Annotated in this window: 18 protein-coding genes and 1 pseudogene; 11 read left to right on the top strand and 8 right to left on the bottom strand. The window is 72.6% G+C overall.

Going from position 1 to position 17,245, the window contains the following annotated elements:
- Positions 1 to 2 precede the first annotated feature (2 nt).
- Positions 3 to 1,436, bottom strand: a complete 1,434-nt coding sequence (locus ACIGXX_RS04165) for a hypothetical protein (RefSeq protein WP_361464676.1) — start codon at positions 1,434 to 1,436, stop codon at positions 3 to 5.
- A gap of 134 nt (positions 1,437 to 1,570) precedes the next feature.
- Between ACIGXX_RS04165 and ACIGXX_RS04160 the strand changes: the two genes are divergently transcribed.
- The 3 genes from ACIGXX_RS04160 (at position 1,571) to ACIGXX_RS04150 (ending at position 5,076) form a co-directional block, all read left to right on the top strand.
- Positions 1,571 to 2,125 carry a DUF1269 domain-containing protein gene (locus ACIGXX_RS04160; RefSeq protein ID WP_351156054.1) on the top strand — a complete coding sequence of 185 codons (555 nt, stop codon included), beginning with the start codon at positions 1,571 to 1,573 and terminating at the stop codon, positions 2,123 to 2,125.
- A complete protein-coding gene (locus ACIGXX_RS04155; protein WP_351156057.1) occupies positions 2,125 to 2,610 on the top strand; it encodes a DUF1269 domain-containing protein in 486 nt (161 codons plus the stop codon). Before ACIGXX_RS04160 ends, ACIGXX_RS04155 begins: the two co-directional genes overlap by 1 nt.
- A gap of 165 nt (positions 2,611 to 2,775) precedes the next feature.
- Entirely contained in the window at positions 2,776 to 5,076 is a 2,301-nt protein-coding gene (locus ACIGXX_RS04150; RefSeq protein WP_351156059.1) for a LuxR C-terminal-related transcriptional regulator, read from the top strand.
- 43 nt (positions 5,077 to 5,119) lie between these two features.
- Here ACIGXX_RS04150 and ACIGXX_RS04145 read toward each other — a convergent pair whose 3' ends face one another.
- Both ACIGXX_RS04145 and ACIGXX_RS04140 read right to left on the bottom strand, forming a co-directional pair.
- Positions 5,120 to 5,584, bottom strand: coding sequence for a LuxR C-terminal-related transcriptional regulator (locus ACIGXX_RS04145; RefSeq protein WP_351156061.1), 465 nt, complete (start codon positions 5,582 to 5,584; stop codon positions 5,120 to 5,122).
- Between the two features lie 131 nt (positions 5,585 to 5,715).
- Positions 5,716 to 5,979: a hypothetical protein gene (locus tag ACIGXX_RS04140; RefSeq protein ID WP_351156063.1), complete on the bottom strand. Its 264-nt coding sequence runs from the start codon at positions 5,977 to 5,979 to the stop codon at positions 5,716 to 5,718.
- A gap of 182 nt (positions 5,980 to 6,161) precedes the next feature.
- On the opposite strand from ACIGXX_RS04140, the gene ACIGXX_RS04135 reads away from it, so the two are divergent.
- Positions 6,162 to 6,623: a hypothetical protein gene (locus ACIGXX_RS04135; protein ID WP_351156065.1), complete on the top strand. Its 462-nt coding sequence runs from the start codon at positions 6,162 to 6,164 to the stop codon at positions 6,621 to 6,623.
- A 25-nt stretch (positions 6,624 to 6,648) separates the two neighbouring features.
- Here ACIGXX_RS04135 and ACIGXX_RS04130 read toward each other — a convergent pair whose 3' ends face one another.
- Positions 6,649 to 7,953 (bottom strand): diacylglycerol/lipid kinase family protein, encoded by a 1,305-nt coding sequence (locus ACIGXX_RS04130; protein WP_399972507.1) that lies wholly within the window; start codon positions 7,951 to 7,953, stop codon positions 6,649 to 6,651.
- Positions 7,954 to 8,077: 124 nt separating this feature from the next.
- Here ACIGXX_RS04130 and ACIGXX_RS04125 point away from each other — a divergent pair, with 124 nt between their 5' ends.
- A complete protein-coding gene (locus ACIGXX_RS04125; protein ID WP_351156071.1) occupies positions 8,078 to 9,484 on the top strand; it encodes a DUF2252 domain-containing protein in 1,407 nt (468 codons plus the stop codon).
- Positions 9,485 to 9,537: 53 nt separating this feature from the next.
- Here ACIGXX_RS04125 and ACIGXX_RS04120 read toward each other — a convergent pair.
- Positions 9,538 to 10,206, bottom strand: a pseudogene (locus tag ACIGXX_RS04120) (YhjD/YihY/BrkB family envelope integrity protein); the annotation flags it as partial.
- A 193-nt stretch (positions 10,207 to 10,399) separates the two neighbouring features.
- Positions 10,400 to 10,915: a hypothetical protein gene (locus tag ACIGXX_RS04115; protein WP_351156074.1), complete on the bottom strand. Its 516-nt coding sequence runs from the start codon at positions 10,913 to 10,915 to the stop codon at positions 10,400 to 10,402.
- Between the two features lie 443 nt (positions 10,916 to 11,358).
- Between ACIGXX_RS04115 and ACIGXX_RS04110 the strand changes: the two genes are divergently transcribed.
- Entirely contained in the window at positions 11,359 to 11,736 is a 378-nt protein-coding gene (locus tag ACIGXX_RS04110) for an STAS domain-containing protein (RefSeq protein WP_366463466.1), read from the top strand.
- Positions 11,737 to 11,831: 95 nt separating this feature from the next.
- Entirely contained in the window at positions 11,832 to 12,383 is a 552-nt protein-coding gene (locus ACIGXX_RS04105) for a DUF6069 family protein (protein ID WP_366463467.1), read from the top strand.
- Positions 12,384 to 12,402: 19 nt separating this feature from the next.
- Here the strand turns inward: ACIGXX_RS04105 and ACIGXX_RS04100 are convergent, their stop codons facing one another.
- Positions 12,403 to 13,311 carry a LysR family transcriptional regulator gene (locus ACIGXX_RS04100; protein WP_351156081.1) on the bottom strand — a complete coding sequence of 303 codons (909 nt, stop codon included), beginning with the start codon at positions 13,309 to 13,311 and terminating at the stop codon, positions 12,403 to 12,405.
- Positions 13,312 to 13,414: 103 nt separating this feature from the next.
- On the opposite strand from ACIGXX_RS04100, the gene ACIGXX_RS04095 reads away from it, so the two are divergent.
- The 4 genes from ACIGXX_RS04095 to ACIGXX_RS04080 all read left to right on the top strand — a co-directional run bounded on the left by ACIGXX_RS04095 (position 13,415) and on the right by ACIGXX_RS04080 (position 16,757).
- Positions 13,415 to 13,501: a putative leader peptide gene (locus tag ACIGXX_RS04095; protein WP_351157927.1), complete on the top strand. Its 87-nt coding sequence runs from the start codon at positions 13,415 to 13,417 to the stop codon at positions 13,499 to 13,501.
- 239 nt (positions 13,502 to 13,740) lie between these two features.
- Positions 13,741 to 14,295, top strand: a complete 555-nt coding sequence (ssuE, locus tag ACIGXX_RS04090; RefSeq protein WP_351156084.1) for an NADPH-dependent FMN reductase — start codon at positions 13,741 to 13,743, stop codon at positions 14,293 to 14,295.
- A 93-nt stretch (positions 14,296 to 14,388) separates the two neighbouring features.
- Positions 14,389 to 15,570: an SfnB family sulfur acquisition oxidoreductase gene (locus ACIGXX_RS04085; RefSeq protein WP_366463468.1), complete on the top strand. Its 1,182-nt coding sequence runs from the start codon at positions 14,389 to 14,391 to the stop codon at positions 15,568 to 15,570.
- Positions 15,571 to 15,611: 41 nt separating this feature from the next.
- Entirely contained in the window at positions 15,612 to 16,757 is a 1,146-nt protein-coding gene (locus tag ACIGXX_RS04080; RefSeq protein WP_399972499.1) for an LLM class flavin-dependent oxidoreductase, read from the top strand.
- 13 nt (positions 16,758 to 16,770) lie between these two features.
- Here ACIGXX_RS04080 and ACIGXX_RS04075 read toward each other — a convergent pair whose 3' ends face one another.
- Positions 16,771 to 17,211 (bottom strand): VOC family protein, encoded by a 441-nt coding sequence (locus tag ACIGXX_RS04075; RefSeq protein ID WP_361464692.1) that lies wholly within the window; start codon positions 17,209 to 17,211, stop codon positions 16,771 to 16,773.
- Positions 17,212 to 17,245 lie beyond the last annotated feature (34 nt).

The following is a 17,245-nucleotide window of genomic DNA, read 5'->3' as shown; positions in this document are numbered from 1 at the left end:
GGTCAACCGGATGCGCCAGTCTTCGCGGGGGCCCGAGGACCCGCCTCACCTTCCGGGGGTGAGCCCTCCGCCCGGGCGACGAGGGTGAGCCCGATCTCGTACGCGGCCAGCAGCGCGCCGACCACGAACAGCGCGGTCCACGACGACAGCAGCAGCGCGATCAGGGCCGCGAGGACCACGCCCGACACCCGCAGCACATCGGCGTGCCGGGCCAGCCACGGCCGCACCCGCGCACCGTCGGTGAGGCGTTCGCCGGCCTTGGCGACGAAGTGGCCCGTGGCCCGCGCCCCCTGCGCCGTGTACCGACGCAGCGCCACCGGCAGCCGCCCCGGTCCCACCAGGTACGCCAGGACGGCGATGCCGACACCCAGCCACAGCAGCTGGTCGCCCCGGTCGCGCAGGGTCGTGAACACGGTCCACAGCACGGCGCGTACGCCTTCGCGGTAGACGCCGGGCGGCACCTGGCCGAGCAGTTGGTCCCGCACCGCACGCAGCACGGTCGACAGCACCGTGACGGTCACCACCAGCCACAGGCCGAGCTGGAGGAGGGTGCGCCGCCGGTGGGGCGAGATCCACAGGGCGAGCCCGAGCAGCACCGGCACGGCGATCACCAGGCCGACCACGGCGCGCTTGAACATCAGGACGGAGTCCTGGAGCTGGCCCAGTTCGTTGCGGTTGTAGAGCCGGACCTGGGCGAAGTTCTCGGGCAGCGACACCCCCAGCGCCTGCTCGACGCGTTCGTGCAAACCCGGCGGGATCTCGCCGGAGGAGAGAGCGGGCAGGTCGAGCTTCTTGCCGAACAGGGTGGGCAGCTGCTCCTCCAGGGACCGCAGCAGGTTGTTGACCATCGGCAGCAGGTTCAGGGTGACCGTGTCGCCGTGCACCCGCACGTTGTCGTTGCGTTCCTCGAGCACGGCGACGATCCGCGCGTGGGCGGCCCGGTTCGTCGCACGCCACAGCTCCTGGAAGCGGTCCGTGGCGATGAGCTTGGAGATCGAGTCGCGCAGATAGTCGTGGACGGCCCCGGTGACCGGAGCGGCGAGGAAGGACGCGCGCGGCGGAAGCGCCTCGGACAGCCTCTGCTCGACGTCCAGTTGGTCGAAGATCTCACGCGCCAGATACGTGGAGACGGCCGCGTTCACGTCGGGGTCCTCGGGCAGCGGCCCCACCGTGGCGATCCAGCGGTCCGTGTTCAGCGTGGTCCGCCCACCCCACACACCCACGATCGAGGTGACGGCGAGGACGGCGACCAGGGCGATCAGCACGGCCGCGACGGCCCGCCGGACGGACAGCAGGCGCACCCGGCGCCGCCGCTCGGTGCCCGCACGCTCCCGCAGCTCGCTGACCTCCGCCCGCAGGCGCTCCAGTTCGGACTCGGTGGCGCTGTCCCGGACGGGCCCGTCGCCGTCCCGGCCCGGTGTCTCTTCATGCGTCATGGGCGTCGTACCTCCGACTCCCACCGTCACCGCGCCCGCGCCCGCCTCCCTCACCTGCGGCGGGTGACGCGCGGCCCGGGCTCCGCCGCTGTGATGACGGCCGTGACGGCGGCAGTTGCCCGAGAGGAGACACGATGGCTGGGATCGGACCGGTACAACTCCTGACGGTCGAGTTCGGACCCGACGCCAAGTTCGAGGGGCGCATCATCGAGGAACTGGCGATCCTCGAGGCGAACGGACAGATACGCGTCCTGGACATGCTCTTCGTCCGCAAGGAGCCCGGCGGAACTCTCTTCACCCTCGACTTCCAGGCCGAAGGCATGGGCGAGACCGTCGCCGCGCTGCTCGGCATCTCGAGCGAGCAGGTCAGGGCCGCGCAGGAGGCGTACCCGAGCCTGGCCGAAGGCAACGCCTTCGGCCTGACGCTCTCCGAGATCAGGGAGATGGCCGACTCCCTCGATCCGGGGGCCGCGGCGGCCTTCGTCCTGCTGGAGCACGTCTGGGCCAAGTACCTGCGCAAAGCCCTCCGTGACGCCGGCGCCGTCCCCGTCGCCGAGGGCTTCCTCACCGATGAGGCACTGGCCCCCGTACTCGCCGAACTCACGGCGATGGCACAGAAGCTGGGCGACCCGGTCACACCCGAACCACGGCCGGACCCGCCGAACCGCAACCACCGGAGGAGGGCCTGATGGCCGATCTCGTCGTGCTCGGATTCTCGGACAAGGAGAAGGCGGAGGGAGTTCTGCGGCTCGCCAAGGAACTGGCCCGCCAGGAACTGCTCGACCTGGAGGACGCGGCGCTGGCCTGGCGGACCATGGACGGCAAGCTCCATGTGCGCCAGACGTTCAGCACCACGGCCACCGGCGCGGCCGGCGGCGCCCTGTGGGGCTCGCTGTTCGGCCTGCTCTTCCTGATGCCGGTGTTCGGTGCCGCGGTGGGGGCCGCCACCGGCGCCGTCGCCGGAAAGCTCACCGACATCGGCATCAACGACGCCTTCGTCAAGGAGACCGCCAGCGCCCTCGAACCGGGCCGCGCCGCCGTCTTCGCCCTCGTCCGGCGCTCGACACCCGACCGCGTGCGTGACGCGGTGCGTCCCTTCAACCCCACCGTGATCCGTACGTCGCTCACCAAGGACCGGGAGGAGGAACTGGTCGAGGCCCTCCAGGCGAAGTGACCGAACCCGCGGCCCGGCGCTCCGGGCCGGGCCGCCCCGGCAGGCGCCATCTCCACCGGCATATTTCACCCGGGTGAGATGGCGCTTGCCGTGCGTTCGCCCCGCGCCGCCGACCCCATACTTGCCGCAGCCGCACCATGTTGCTCCGAGAGCGAGGTGCCGCCCATGGCCGAGTGCGCAGGCCCTGCACGCGATCCCGACCCCGACCGGGCGTCCGTCGGCACGGCGCCCTCGCTGCCCACCTGGCTCGTGCCAAGGCCGCGCCTGACGGACCGTCTCGCGCGAGGCGTCCTGGGACCGCTGACCGTGATCGTGGGTCCCGTCGGCGCCGGCAAGACGGCCCTCGCCCTGGAGTGGGCGCACACCCGGCGGCTGCCCGGCCCGCTGGCCTGGGTCACCTGCGACGGCCGGGCCGAGCAGTCCTGCGTCTTCTGGCCGCGCGTGATCGGCGCGCTGCGCGAGGCGGGCGTGGACGTGCCCGAATCCGTCACCTCGGAGGCGGAACCGCTGCTCGTGGCGGCGCTCGCCGCCGATCTGCACCAGCGCGGCGAGCCGGTGGTGCTGGTCCTCGACGACTTCCAGCCCGCTCCCGGCTCCGCGATCGCGGACGGGATCAGCAGCCTCCTGCGGCATCTGCCGGGGGTGCTGCGCCTGGTGGTGCTCGCCCGCCGGGACCCTCCCCTGCATCTGCGCCGCGGCAGACTCACCAGCGAGGTCACCGAACTGCGCACCGGCGACCTGGCCTTCGACGACCGCGAGACGGCGGCCCTCCTCGCCCAGCACGGGATCGACGTGCCCAAGCAGACGGTGAGCACGCTGCGGCGGCGCACGGACGGCTGGGCGGCGGGGCTGCGGCTCGCCGCGATGTCCATGGAGAAGCGCTGCGATCCCGAGCGGTTCGTGACGCAGTTCGCCGGCGACGACGAGGCCATCGCCAGCTACCTCGTCGAGGAGGTGCTCGACCTGCAGCCCGACGGCATGCGCCGCCTGCTGCTCACGACCAGTGTGCTGGACCAGGTGAACGCCGAACTGGCCGTCGAGCTCTCCGGCGAGGACGCGGGCCGGCACTTCGCCGCCCTCGTCCGGGAGAACTCGTTCCTGCAACCCGTCGGGCAGGGCTGGTACCGCTGCCACCAGATGTTCGCCGACGTACTGCGGATGTGCCTGCGCCACGAGAAGCCCGGCCTGGTGGCGCCGTTGCACCGCCGCGCGGCGGCCTGGCTCGGCGAGCACGGTCTCCTTGCCGACGCCGTACGGCACCTGCTGGCTGCGGGCGACTGGGACCAGGCGGGGCGGCTGATCGTGGACCGCCTTGCGATCGGCCAGGTGCTCGGCCTGACCAAGCTGCGGCTGCCGAGCGAGCTGACCCGGCGGCTGCCCGAGCAGCCGCCGACGGAGAACCCCGAACCCGCGCTGCTCGCCGCGGCGGTGGCCCTGGCCCACGACGACGACCAGGGGTGCTGCCGGTACCTCGACCTCGCCGAGCGGCTGCTGGCGGACCTGACCGCGCAGGAGGACCGCGCCGTCCGGTGCCGCCTGGCCCATGCCGTGATCCGCATGGACCTGCTGCGCTCCCGCAGCCCTCAGGAGGCCGGCGCCGCCGCGACCGACGCCGAGTCGGCCCTCGCCCGCCTGCCCCACGCGGCCCTGGCCCAGCACCCCGAGATCCTCGCCCTCACCTTGGCGATCCGCGGCGGCGGCGAGTTGCGGACCGGCAGCCTCAAGGCGGCGGAGGCCTCCCTCACCGGAGGGCTCAAGGCCGCGGGCGCGGCGGGTAACGGCGCGCTGCGCAGGGACTGCCTCATCGAACTGGCGCTGCTCGACGCGCTGCGCGGCCGCTTCCGGGCCGCCGACGAACTGGCCGCCCAGGCCACCCAGCCTCCCCTGCCCGCCTGGACCGTGGCGGAGCGCTCGCAGGCGTCCCTGCGTCTCGTGCGCGCCTGGGTGGAGCTGGCGCGTGCCGAACCCGGCCGGGCCCGGCACGAACTCGCCGGGGCCAAAGCCGTGCTGGGCGCCTTGCCCGACGTCTTCCTCTCCGAGGTCGGGTCCCTGGTGGCGGGGCTCGCCAAGGCCGTGGAACAGGGTGGTTCGGCGCCCGCGCCGATCGCTGACGTGGTGGCCGCGTCCCGGCTGCCGCGCAGCGTGCTGCGGGCCATGGGGCCCGCGTGCGTGTCCCTGCTCGACTCCGCCCGTCACAGGATCGCCGTCACCCCCGTGCAGCAGCGCACGGCCCGGCCCACCCTCACCCTCATGAGCGCCCCGGCGGCACCCACCGAGCGCCTGAGCGCTCGGGAGCGCGACGTCCTGAACCGGCTGGCGCAGATGATGACCACCGAGGAGATCGCCGAAGAGCTGTACCTGTCGGTGAACACGGTGAAGACGCACCTCAAGAGCGTCTACCGCAAGCTCTCCGTGACGCGGCGCTCGGCCGCCGTCCGGCGAGCCCGCGAACTCCAGCTCCTGTGACGGTGATTCGTGGCTGTGACGGCGGCTTCCCCCGTCCGGCCTCCTATACGAGCCCCAGCACGCGAGCGCGCCGTACGGCCTCGGCCCGGGAGGACACGCCCAGCTTCCGGTAGACGGCGCGGACGTGGCTCTTGACGGTGTTCACCGAGACGTACAAGCCGTCGGCGATCTCCCGCAGCGGCACTTCCTGCTGCAACTGGTGCAGCACGGTCAGCTGACACTGCGTCAACGGCTGCGGGGCAGGCGGTGCGGTCCGTCCCGGCTGCGGGGGCACCAGGGCGAGCACGGCCGCCGCCTCGCCGACCAGCGCGCCCGCGCTGCGGAGGTCACCTACGTCCCCCGCGATGCGCACCAGGGTGCCGGCGACCCACACCAGACAGGTCGTCACCGTCGAATCGGCCGCCGGATCCTCCCCGCTCAGCAGGTGCAACCGCCCGTGCAGGACGGACACTTCCCCCGCCGACCCCCTGGAGCCGGCTCCCGGCTCGGTGCACAGCGCCGCGGACATGCCCCTCACCTCCCCATGTGCAGGGCATTACCCCTACACCGTGGGGGGCCCGGCACGGCTGTGGAAGAGTCCGGTCGGCCCTTTTCGAAGGTGGCTCGTCCGGACCTCCTGCGCTGTCTGGGCCCCGCGGCCTAGGTGCTGGGTCCGGGAACCCGGCGCACCTCGAGAAGTTCGAGGCCCAGCGCCTGGATGCGGTCGAGAATCCCGTACAGGGCGGCCTGGTCGAGTCCCACGCCGAACAGCACCGTTTCGGCCGGGCGCAGCACGACCGTCAGCTCTCCGAACGCCGACCGGAAGGCCTCGCCGATCCTGCCCCGGACGCGGATCTCGAAGTCGGCCCCGCCGGCTGGTGTCGCGGCCGGTCCGGGCCCCGAGTCGTCCTGTGCCCCGCCCATGACGACACCTCCTGTACGACGGCCTGGCCATCGGCCGCCATTCTCGTGGCCGCGTGGCCGACGGCATCACCTTGCGCGGGTGACGGCGGCGCCACCTGGGCTTCCGGGCTCATCCGTTGCGGGTGAACCGGCCGGGCGGAGCCGGGCGGGATGCTCCGGGTCCATCGAGGAGGAGGTTCGACATGGCAGAGCAGATCCGTCCGGACCAGGCGCGTTCCAGTGCGCCCGAACCGCAGCCCCATGTCAGTCCGGTCGCCGTCGGCGGAGTCGTCTTCGCGGTGTGTGTGCTGGGCATCATCGGCGCGTTCCACGCGATCGCGGGGCTCACCGCGATCCTCGACGACAACTTCTACCAGTCGCAGAACGACTACCCGTTCGACTTCGACGTCAACGTCCGTGGCTGGGTCCAGATGCTCACCGGCGTCCTGGTCTTCGCTGCGGCGTTCAGCATCTTCAACGGCCGCACCTGGGCCCGTGCGGTCGGCATCGCCGTCGCGGGGTTCAGCGCGTTGGAGAACTTCTTCTTCACCCCGTACTACCCGGTGTGGTCGGCCATCATCATCGCCCTGGACATCCTGGTGATCTGGTCGCTGACCACGTACGGGCACCGTCAGGCGCACAAGGTCTACGGGGCGCCCCTCTAGCCGGTGTCCGATCGCAGCCGGCCGCTCAGCTCCGGGAGGTCAGCCCGAGCCTGCCGATCTGGCGCCAGTCGAGCCGCGGCCGCTCCCGGTAGGTCCCCGGCCGCAAGCGGGGCACGATCACCCGCAGGGCCCCGGGCCGCACCTCGCAGTGCACGGGGACGCTCAGCCGCACCGCCTCGCCGTCGATGCCGACCGGGATCTCCTCCTGGTCGGCGTCGACGACCACGGAGGTGGCGGTCGCCCGGGTCAGTCCGGCGGACTGCCCCGCGCGCAGCAGCCCGGCGGCCTGTGCGGCGCTCGTGACGCGCACGCCGACGCAGCCGAGGATCCCGCCGTCCAGCCGCGTGCGGCGGCCGAGCCCCGCGATGTCGTTCGTGCCGTAGGGGTTGTTGCTCACCAGCAGTGCCTGCGGGTCCGTGAACTCGTGCTCCCCGGCCCGCGCCGTCAGCCGCGCGCCCCGGTGGCCCATGAGGAGGTCGGGCAGGAGCTTGAGGGTGGTGCGCGTCTTGCCGTCGCGGTAGGCCGGGCTCTGCACCACCTCGGCATACGCGCCGAACGACACGTTGTTGACGAAGGGCCGCCCGCCGGCGCGGCCGAGGTCCACCCGCAGTTCCACCCCGTCGTGCAGGGCGTCCAGGGCCTTCGACGGGTCCTCGCGGTCCAGGCCCAGGTCGAGGGCGAAGTGGTTGCGGGTGCCGGCCGGGATCACCAGGAAGGGCAGGTCGAGGGAGGCGGCCACCTCGGCGACCAGCGCCTGGGTGCCGTCGCCGCCGGCCACCCCGAGCAGATCGGCGCCCTCGGCGGCGTACTTGCGCGCGAGGGCCGCCACATCGGTCTCGCCGCGATACTCCAGAAGCACCACTTCGGCTCCCAGCGCGCCGGCCCGCCGGCTCAGGGAGAACCGGCGCACCTTGCCGCCGCCGGAGCGCGGATTCATGATCAGGACCGGGTGGCGGAACGTCGCGGCCGGCTGCTCGGGCATCGGCTCCGGGGCCTTGTGCCGGGTGAGAGCCGCTCGTCCCGTGCCCGCCGCCAGGAGCCAGAGCGCACCGGAGACCAGGACCACCCAGGTGAGCCGGGCCTGTGTGTACTCCACCAGTACCCAGATCGGCGTGGTGATCGCGAGCAGCACCGCGAGGACCCGTGGCAGGCCCCGCCTGCTGAGGATCCACCAGACCGCGGCGGCCGTGACCGCCAGGCCCGCGAGCCCCACCCCGAGCAGCGCGAAGGTCTTGAACCCCGCGAACACTCCCAGGACCAGCACCGCGGCAGCGGCGGACGCCAGGGACGCACGGGCCAGCCATCGCTGTCCTCGCATCGTCGGTTCCATGTCTCTCAGTCTGTGGCCTCGGAGCGCGTCGGGCCTCACCCCTGGGAGGCGACCTCACACCGGCGGGGTGACGCCGGGCGGCGCGACCGCGCCCAGAGTCCTTTGCGCCTGGAGGGAGCGCACCATGACCGAGACCACGCACCGTCACCTCACCCCGCAGGAGCGGGCGGCCCGGGGAAGGGCGGCCCGGTCGCGTGCCCGGCGGTCCGAGCACGCCGAGTTCGCGCCGGCGCCGGGCCGGCCCGACCCGGTCGACGTGATCGAGCGGCAGTCGGTGAGCAGGCTCCTGGAGCTCGTGCCGATCCGCTACGGCCGCATGCTCGAATCGCCGTTCCGGTTCTTCCGCGGGGCCGCCGCCATCATGGCCACCGATCTGGCCACCACCCCGGACAGCGGGCTGCGGGCCCAGCTGTGCGGAGACGCGCACATGCTGAACTTCCGGCTGCTCGCCTCACCGGAGCGGCGGCTGATGTTCGACGTCAACGACTTCGACGAGACGCTTCCCGGACCGTGGGAGTGGGACGTCAAGCGTCTGGTGGTCAGCCTCGTCATCGCCGGGCGCGAGAACGGCTTCGGCACGGCGGAGCGGGCCCGCGTGGTGCGCGCCACGGTGCGCTCGTACCGCGAGGCGATGAGGAAGTTCGCCCGGATGCGGACCCTCGACGTGTGGTACTCGCGGATCGACGCGGATGACCTGTACGCGACGATGTCCGCCAGGCTGGACGCGCGAGCACGGCGCAGGGTCTCGCGCACGCTCAGCAAGGCCCGCACCCGCGACCACCTCCAGGCCCTGGAGAAACTGGCCCGGGTCGTCGACGGCCGGCTGCGGATCACCGCCGACCCGCCCCTGGTCACACCCCTCGACGAGCTTCTGCCGGGGGTCGAGCGCAAGCAGCTCGAGGACCAGCTGCGCGAGCTGGTCGACCGGTACGCGCTGACGCTCCCCGCCGACCGCCGGGCGCTGCTGGCCCAGTACCGCGTGGTCGACATGGCCCGGAAGGTGGTCGGGGTGGGCAGCGTGGGGACCCGCTGCTGGATCATCCTGCTGCTGGGCCGTGACGACAGCGATCCGCTCATGCTCCAGGCGAAGGAGGCGCAGGCGTCGGTGCTGGCGGAGTTCGCGGGCGCGAGCAGCCACCTCAACCAGGGGGAACGGGTCGTCGCCGGCCAGCGCCTGATGCAGGCGACCAGCGACATGTTCCTGGGCTGGGAGCGGGTCGAAGGGCTCGACGGCCGCGAACGCGACTTCTATCTGCGGCAGTTGCGGGACTGGAAGGCCATCCCGCAGGCCGAGCTGATGACCCCGGACGTGATGCGGCTGTTCGGCCGGATGTGCGGTGCGACCCTGGCCCGCGCGCATGCGCGCTCCGGCGACCGGATCGCCGTCGCCGCCTATCTGGGCGGCTCCGATTCCTTCGACCGGGCCCTGGCACGATTCGCCGAGTCGTACGCCGACCAGAACGAGCGCGACCACCGGGCGCTGGCGGCGGCGGTGCGGGAGGGCCGGGTGACCGCAGCGGCGGCGGAGTGAGGCTCCGTGCGCCCGCCGAGCCGTCGGCGCAGGAACTCCTCCTGGGCGAGCAGCCGGCCGACGGCGACGCCGAACACGACGACGGTGAAGAACAGGATCAGCCAGGACAGCACGGTGAACACCGAGCCGAGTGCCCCGTAGCGCTCCTCGCTCAGTCGTAGCGCGCGGGGCAGCCACAGCCCCGAGAGCGTGCAGAAGGAGACCACTCCCGTGCCCGTGAGGACGGCTCCCGGCAGCAGGGGCAGCCAGGGCACCCGGCCGACGAGCAGCAGGTGCTGGGTCCACCACCACATCAGGACCGACGCCGCCAGTTGCAGGGGGATGCCCAGGACGGGGCCGGCTCCGAACGCCCGGTGCAGCACGCCCTGCACGATGAGCATCGCGATCCATACGAGGAGCCAGACCGCCCAGCGCCAGGCGACGAGCCGCACACCGGGGCGTGGCAGGTCCCAGGAGCGTTCGCACATGCGCTGCAGGGCGCGGGTGAAGGCCGTCGCGGAGAGCAGTGCGACCAGCACGCCCGCCGCGCCCCAGCTGTGCAGCACGGTGTCCCCGCCCGCGGTCGCTTCCTCGGCCCGCGCCACCACGGGCCCGCTCGAACCGAGCAGGGTGCGCAGCGAGCGAAGCAGTTCCTGCCGGACGGCCTGCGGGCTGAACGAGGCCACCGCGATGAGCATCGGCAGCGCGGCCAGGAACGCCTGCGCCGCGAGGCGGGTCGACATGTCGAGGAGGGTGACGCGCACGAGCTGCTGGACGATGCGCCCCGCCAGCGGCCGTGCCGCACCGGCGATCGGCATGACGGTGTCCTCTCGTAGCAGGAGCTCGCTCCTGCCGGACACCTTCCGATCCGGCGGCGCGTGGCACGTCGCCCGCCGCGGGTGACGTGCGCCGGTGACCGTGTGCGGCGGCCCGGGTTCAGGGTGGTGCGGAGGCCGTGTGCCAGGCGGCGCAGAGGGCCAGGCGCAGGTGTCCGTCCGGGGTGCGGTGCAGTTGCAGGCCGTCCGCCCGCGGGGTGGCGAGCAGCGGGTCGACGCCGGGGCGCAGTCCCGCGAGTTCGAGGGTGTCGTGGCGGGACACCGGCAGCCAGGCGGGCGGCCCCGGGCTCTTCCCGTCGTAGTCGGTCACCGCCAGCGTGATCCGTGCCTCGTGCACGCTGATGAGCAGACGGATGCGCTCCGCGCTGCTGTGTCCGATGACGTAGTGCGCCGCGACGCGGGCCGCGTCGCTCATGCGGTGCGCCAGTGCCCTCGATGCGCCGGATGCCGTGAGAACGGCCGCGGCCACTTCGCCCAGGACGTCCACGGAGTCCCCCGCCCGCCCGGCTTCCAGGGCGAGGGCCGTCAGGTGCCCGTCCCGCTCGGCGGCCCCCGCGGTGTCCTGGTGCCGTGTGGTGATGCGGGGCAGCCTCGCCATGCGCACGGTCCGTCCCATCGACGTCTCCCCACGCCGTGGAAACAGAGAACAGCATGCGCACCGTCCGCGGGCAGGTCGTGCCCGCCCGGAGCAGGTGCGCGTCCACCGAGGTCGCCGGGGTCCAGGGCGTGGCTTCGACGCTACGGCGGCTCCCCCGCGCGGTCCAGGCCGATTGGCGCCATTGCCCCTTGCCCAGGGCCCACCAACTTCACGGCAATATCAGCGAGTTGCCCCGGACATGTGCCGAACGCAGCCCGATGGGTCCATGATGGAAGCCTCTCGCCTCCCTGCCCCACCAGGGCAGATGAGGGATGCGCGGACCGCTGGCGCGGCCCGGCAAGCGGCTGTGTCGCGGCCTGGCCCCCTCGGTTCGCCGCGCACGATCACCCTGGTCCCCGGTGAGCCTGTTCCCCTCCCTTTCTCGGCACATGTCAGGCCTCGTCCACACCGAGGATGCCACCATGATCGACGGCTCCCCGCCCGCCTCCGCCGGGCACCTGCACACCTACCGCACACAAGGCCACCTGGTACTGGAGTTCCACGGCGAGATCGACGTCAGCGCCGCGCTCGACATGGCTCCGGCCTTGGACGCCCACACGGCACGGCCCGCCCTCACCGCGATCATCGATCTCAGTCATGTCGAGTTCTTCGACTGCTCGGGGTTACGTCTGCTGTGCCGGGCCCGGCGACGCATCCTGGAGCACAGCGGACAGCTGCAACTGGTCTGCGCCCATCCACTGACCCTGCAGATCCTGCGGGTGACGGGCCTCTACCCGGTCTTCGCCCCCGTACCGCGTCTCGCGGACGCCCTGGACCGGCCCGACACGGAAGCCGGCTGACCGGGCCCCACTCGTGTGGCGGCTGTCCGCTGGTGGTGTGGCCGCACGCCGGGACGATCGGAAGGAACGGGTCCCGCGAGGAGGGGTAAGGCCACATGGAGCCATCACGTCAGCCCTACGGCTACGAGTCGGGGTACGACCACGGGTCGCCGCAGGGCTACGGCGGGCCGTCCGGCTACGGACAGCCTTCCGAGTACGGGCACCAGCAGCCGCCCCCGCGGCGCGGCGTCGATGCCGGCCGGCTGTGGGTCGGCGGCCTGGTCACCGCGCTGGTCGCCGCCCTCACCGCCGTCGTCGGACTGCTGCTCGTACGGGGCGTGCTCGGTATTCCGGTCTTCGCGCCCGAAGGTGACGGCGCGATGGGCGACGCCTCGACCGGGCTGCTGGCCGGCAGTGCCGCGCTGGCCGCCCTGGCGGCGACGCTCCTGCTGCATCTGCTGGTGCTCGGCACGCCCCAGGCCGACCGGTTCTTCGTCTGGATCGTCACGCTGGCGACCGTCGTGATGGTGCTGCTGCCCTTCACCTTCTCCGCGTCGCTCGAGGCCCAGATCGGCACGGCGGCCGTCTACTTGGCCATCGGCGTGGCCATCGGCTCGCTGCTGTCAGCGGTGGCGCGCGGGGCCCTGCGCGGCGGTCAGGGGCGGTAGGGCGCGGCTCCCCCGCGCCTCACGGACGTTCCCTGAGCTCCGCGGCCCTGGTCACGAACGCCGCGTACAACTCCCGTACGGCGCGCGGGAAGGACTCGCTGCGGCGGCGCTGGAGGACGACCAGGACGCGGGTGGTCTCGTCGGTGAGCGGGCGGTGCGTGATCATTCCGGCCCGCTCCAGCGGGTCGCCGATGACGCTGAAGTCGGGCAGGAGCGCGGCTCCGAGGCCTTCGGCCACCATCAGCTTGCCCAGTTCCGCGCCGTCCGTGGAGTACGCGAAGGACGGCGGGGAGCCGCCGAGGAGGCGGTGGGCGTAGCGGTGCATCACGTAGCCGGCGCGCATCGCGATGAACGGCTCCGTCGCGAGGTCGGCGGGCGACACGGCGGCGAGCCGGGCCAGCGGGCTCTCCGGGTGCAGGCAGACGACGGGCCTGCCGCGCAGCAGCTCGGTGGTGTCGAAGTCGGGCGGGGTGTCGTCGCCGTCCAGGTAGTTGACCAGGCCCAGGTCGAAGCGGCCCTCGCGCAGGCCCCGGTGGATGTCGTCCTGCTGCGAGCCGACCATCTCCACCTGCGTCGCGGGGTGGGTCTCCCGAAAGGCGCGCACGGCGGGGACCAGGAGCGGGGCGGTGGCCGCGTTCACCGTGCCGACGCGCACCACGCGGCTCGACTGGTGCTGGTCGTGCGCCGCCCTGCGCAACCGGTCGACCGATTCCAGTACGCCGATGATGTGCGGCAACAGCTCGCGGCCCTCGTCGCTGACCTTCGCCCCGGAGCGGTGCCGGTCCAGGAGCGAGACGCCGAGCTCCCGCTCCAGGTTCCGCACGGTCTCGCTCAACGCGGGCTGCGAGAGGTGGAGTTCACCCGCGGCGCGACGCAGTGAGCCGAGCCTGGTGACGGCCTCGATGTACTCGAGCTGCTCTGTCCGCATCCCGCGCGCCTTTCACCGAACCCCCGCTGTGGGAGGGAAACCCTATCAGGGCTTAGTGATTACCGACTCGACGCCCGTGGGGGCAGCTGCTTGAATCGAGGACATGAACGCAGTGCGACCCCACCTCACGCGGCGACGGTACGTCGACCTCGCGCGGGTGTGCAGCGCCTGCTGTCGCCGCTGCCACTGAGCACCCGCCGGGCACTCCACCACTTCTCGTGCGCCTCTCGCGCGCCTGAACTCCGCTTCCCGCCGGGCCCGTTGACGGCCCGCGCGATGTTCTGACGGAGCACCCCGCTCGGATCGAAGCAGCGCCGCGCCCTTCGCGATCGCGCGTTTCCGCAGGGTCTGCGCGCCTGCCTCCCTTCGCCCTTGCCAACCGCCTCGCTCCACCGGCCCCTGCGGCCGCGTACCCGAAGGACTTCCGCCATGGCCACCGTTCTCACGCTCACCGGCAGCGCCTCCGCCCCCGGCTCGTCCCGCACCGCGCGTCTGGTCCAGCACCTGGGCCGCGGCCTTGCCGCACAGGGTCATCGCGTGCAGACGCTGGATGTCCGCACGCTGCCCGCCGACGCGCTGCTCTCCGCGGACACCTCGCACCCGGCCGTCGCCGATGCCGTCGCCCTGGTCGAGAACGCCGACGCGCTCGTGGTCGGCACGCCCGTCTACAAGGCGGCGTACTCGGGGGTCCTCAAGACCTTTCTCGACCTCCTTCCGCAGTACGCGCTGCGCGGCAAGCCCGTCCTGCCGCTGGCCACCGGCGGCTCCCCCGCCCATGTCCTTGCCGTCGACTACGCGCTGCGGCCCGTCCTCACCTCGCTCGGCGCCGAGGTCGCCCAGGGCTGGTTCGTCCTTGACCGCCACATCACGGCCGCCGACGACGGGACGGTGAGCCTCACGCCGGACGCGGACGCCGGTCTCACCCCGGTCGTCGACCGCTTCCGCGAGGTGCTCGCGGAGCCGACGCGGCTCGCGGCGGCCTAGCGGTAATCGGCTTTCCCTTCCGCGCCGATCAGGGCGATCCGGCCCCCACGTCCTCCCCCGCACCCCGCCCCAGCACTCCGAAAGGTCCGCCCCATGCCCCGCATCCCCGCATCCGACGCGGAGGCCATCGCGATCGCGCGGCAGATCGCCGAGCGTCTGGCCGCCGACGACGCGCGACGCGACGCCGAGCGCGATCTGCCGTACGACGAGGTGCGCGAGCTCACCGAAGCCGGGCTCTTCACGCTCTCGATCCCCCGCTCGCACGGCGGGCCCGAGCTGAGTGCCCGCAGTCTCGGCGAGGTGTTCACGGAGCTGACGGCCGGTGACGCGAGCATCGGCCAGATCCCGCAGAACCACTACTTCTTCGTCAACGTCCTGGCCCACGCGGGAACCGAGGAACAGCGCGCCTTCTTCTACCGCGAGGTCCTCGCGGGGCGGCACTTCGGCAACGCGCTCTCCGAACGCGGCACCCGTACGGCCCGTGAGTTCGCCATCGGCTTCGAGCGGCACCCCGACGGCGGCCGCGTCCTGGACGGCACCAAGTTCTACGCGACCGGATCGCTGTTCGCGCACTGGATTCCCGCGTACGCCAACGACGAGGAGGGACGCACCCACGCGGCCTGGGTGCCGGCCGACCACCCCGGTGTGCGCGTCGAGGACGACTGGAACGGCATGGGCCAGCGCACCACCGGCAGCGGCACCGTGCGCTTCGACCAGGTGCGGGTGCCCGCCGAGCACATCGTGCCGGTGTACCCGATCTTCGAGAAGGACGAGGTGTTCGGCGCCTTCGGCCAGTATCTGCACGCGGCCATCGACACGGGCATCGCCGTCGGCGCCCTGCGTGAGGGCAGGCGGCTCATCCACTCGCTGGCCCGCCCCCGCCTGGAGGCGGGCGTGGAGCGGGCCGCCGACGAGGGAGCCGTCATCGACGGCTTCGGCGAACTCGCCCTGAAGGTGCGCTCCGCGCGCGCCCTGCTGCGCGAGGCCGGTGACGCCCTGGACGCCGCCCGCGCCGAACCGACCGAGCGGAGCGCCGCCGAGGCGTCGGCGGCGGTGGCCGCCGCACGCGCCCAGTCGGACGCGGTGGCCCTGGCCGTCTCCAGCGGCGTCTTCGAACTCATCGGCACCCGCGCCGCGGACCGCGACCTCAATCTGCACCGGCACTGGCGCAACGCCCGCACCCACACCCTGCACGACCCGCGCCGCCTCAAGCTCCGGTACCTGGGCGGCTGGGAGCTCAACGACACTCCGCCGCCCCGCAACGGCCTGGCCTGAGACCGGTCTCGACGTCACGATCACGAAGGACGTTCCCACCCATGCCCCTGACCTTCCACTGGTTCCTGCCCACCAACGGCGACAGCCGCCACATCGTCGGCGGCGGCCACGGAGTACCCACCGGCGCCGCCGGGGGCGACCGCCCCGCCAGCCTCGCCTACCTCACCCAAGTGGCCCGTACAGCGGAGCAGTTGGGCTTCGAGGGAGCGCTCACCCCCACCGGCGCCTGGTGCGAGGACGCCTGGCTGACCACGGCGATGCTGGTCGAGTCGACCGAGCGGCTGAAGTTCCTGGTGGCCTTCCGCCCCGGCCTCGTCACGCCGACCCTCGCCGCCCAGATGGCGGCGACCTACCAACGGCACTCCGGCGGACGCCTGCTCCTCAACATCGTCACGGGCGGCGAGGACCACGAGCAGCGCGCGTACGGGGATTTCCTCGGCAAGGACGACCGCTACGCCCGCTGCAACGAGTTCCTGCACATCGTCCGCTCCCTGTGGCGCGGCGAGACCGTCGACTTCCACGGCGAACACGAACGGGTGGAGCAGGCCCGCCTCACCCGCCTCCCCTCCCCCATCCCACCGGTCTACTTCGGCGGTTCGTCGAGGGCGGCGGGCCCGGTCGCGGCCCGGCACAGCGACGTGTACCTCACCTGGGGCGAACCGCCGGCGCAGGTCGCCGAGAAGATCGGCTGGATCCGCACACTGGCCAGGGCCGAGGGCCGCGAGGTCCGCTTCGGCATCCGCCTGCACGTCATCGCCCGCGACACGGCCGAGGAGGCCTGGTCCCAGGCCGACCGCCTCCTGTCGGGCACCGACCCGTCCGTGATCAGCGAGGTGCAACAGGGTCTGGCCCGCTCGGGCTCCGAGGGCCAAAAACGCATGCTGGCCCTGCACGGGGGCTCCACCGACCGCCTGGAGATCCACCCGAACCTGTGGGCGGGCATCGGCCTCCTGCGCGGCGGCGCGGGCACGGCCCTGGTCGGCTCCCACACCGAGATCGCCGACCGCATCGCGGAGTACCACGCCCTGGGCATCGACGAGTTCGTCCTCTCGGGCTACCCGCACGTGGAGGAGGCGTACTGGTTCGGCGAGGGCGTACTCCCGCAACTCGCGGCGCGAGGCCTGTGGCACCACCCCGTGGCGTCGTCACTCGACGAGACACCGGCGGCGGTGCCGTTCGCCTCGTGAGCGGATACGACACTCAGCCCAGTTGCTCGGCGAGACCAACGATGATGCCCTCCGGACCCCGGACGTAGCAGAGCAGATAACTGTCCTCGAACCGGGCGATCTCGCCGACCAGTTCGGCGCCGTGCGGGCGCAGGCGGGCGACGGTGTCCTTGAGGTCGTCGACGGCGAACATGACGCGGTGCGTGCCCAGGATGTTGTGCGGCTTGTCGCGCGGCCCGGCGCTGATCGCCGCGGGGCTGCGGTACCTCGCCAGTTCGAGCCTGCTGTGACCGTCCGGGGTCCTAACCATCGCGATGTCGCAGCGGACGCCGTCCAGTCCGGTGCACTGGTCGGCGACGAGGCCCCCGACCTCCGCCCTGCCCTCCAGCTCCATACCGAGTTCCACGAAGAACGCGATGGCGGCATCCAAGTCCTCGACGACGATGCCGACGTTGTCCATCCGCTGAATGGCCATGCTCGCTTCTCCTTCATCCTCGCGCGGCCGGTGG

Source organism: Streptomyces sp. NPDC055243, assembly GCF_044544025.1.
Lineage (GTDB): Bacteria > Actinomycetota > Actinomycetes > Streptomycetales > Streptomycetaceae > Streptomyces.
Note: the sequence above shows the minus strand (reverse complement) of the source record. Positions and strands in the feature narration are given on the sequence as shown.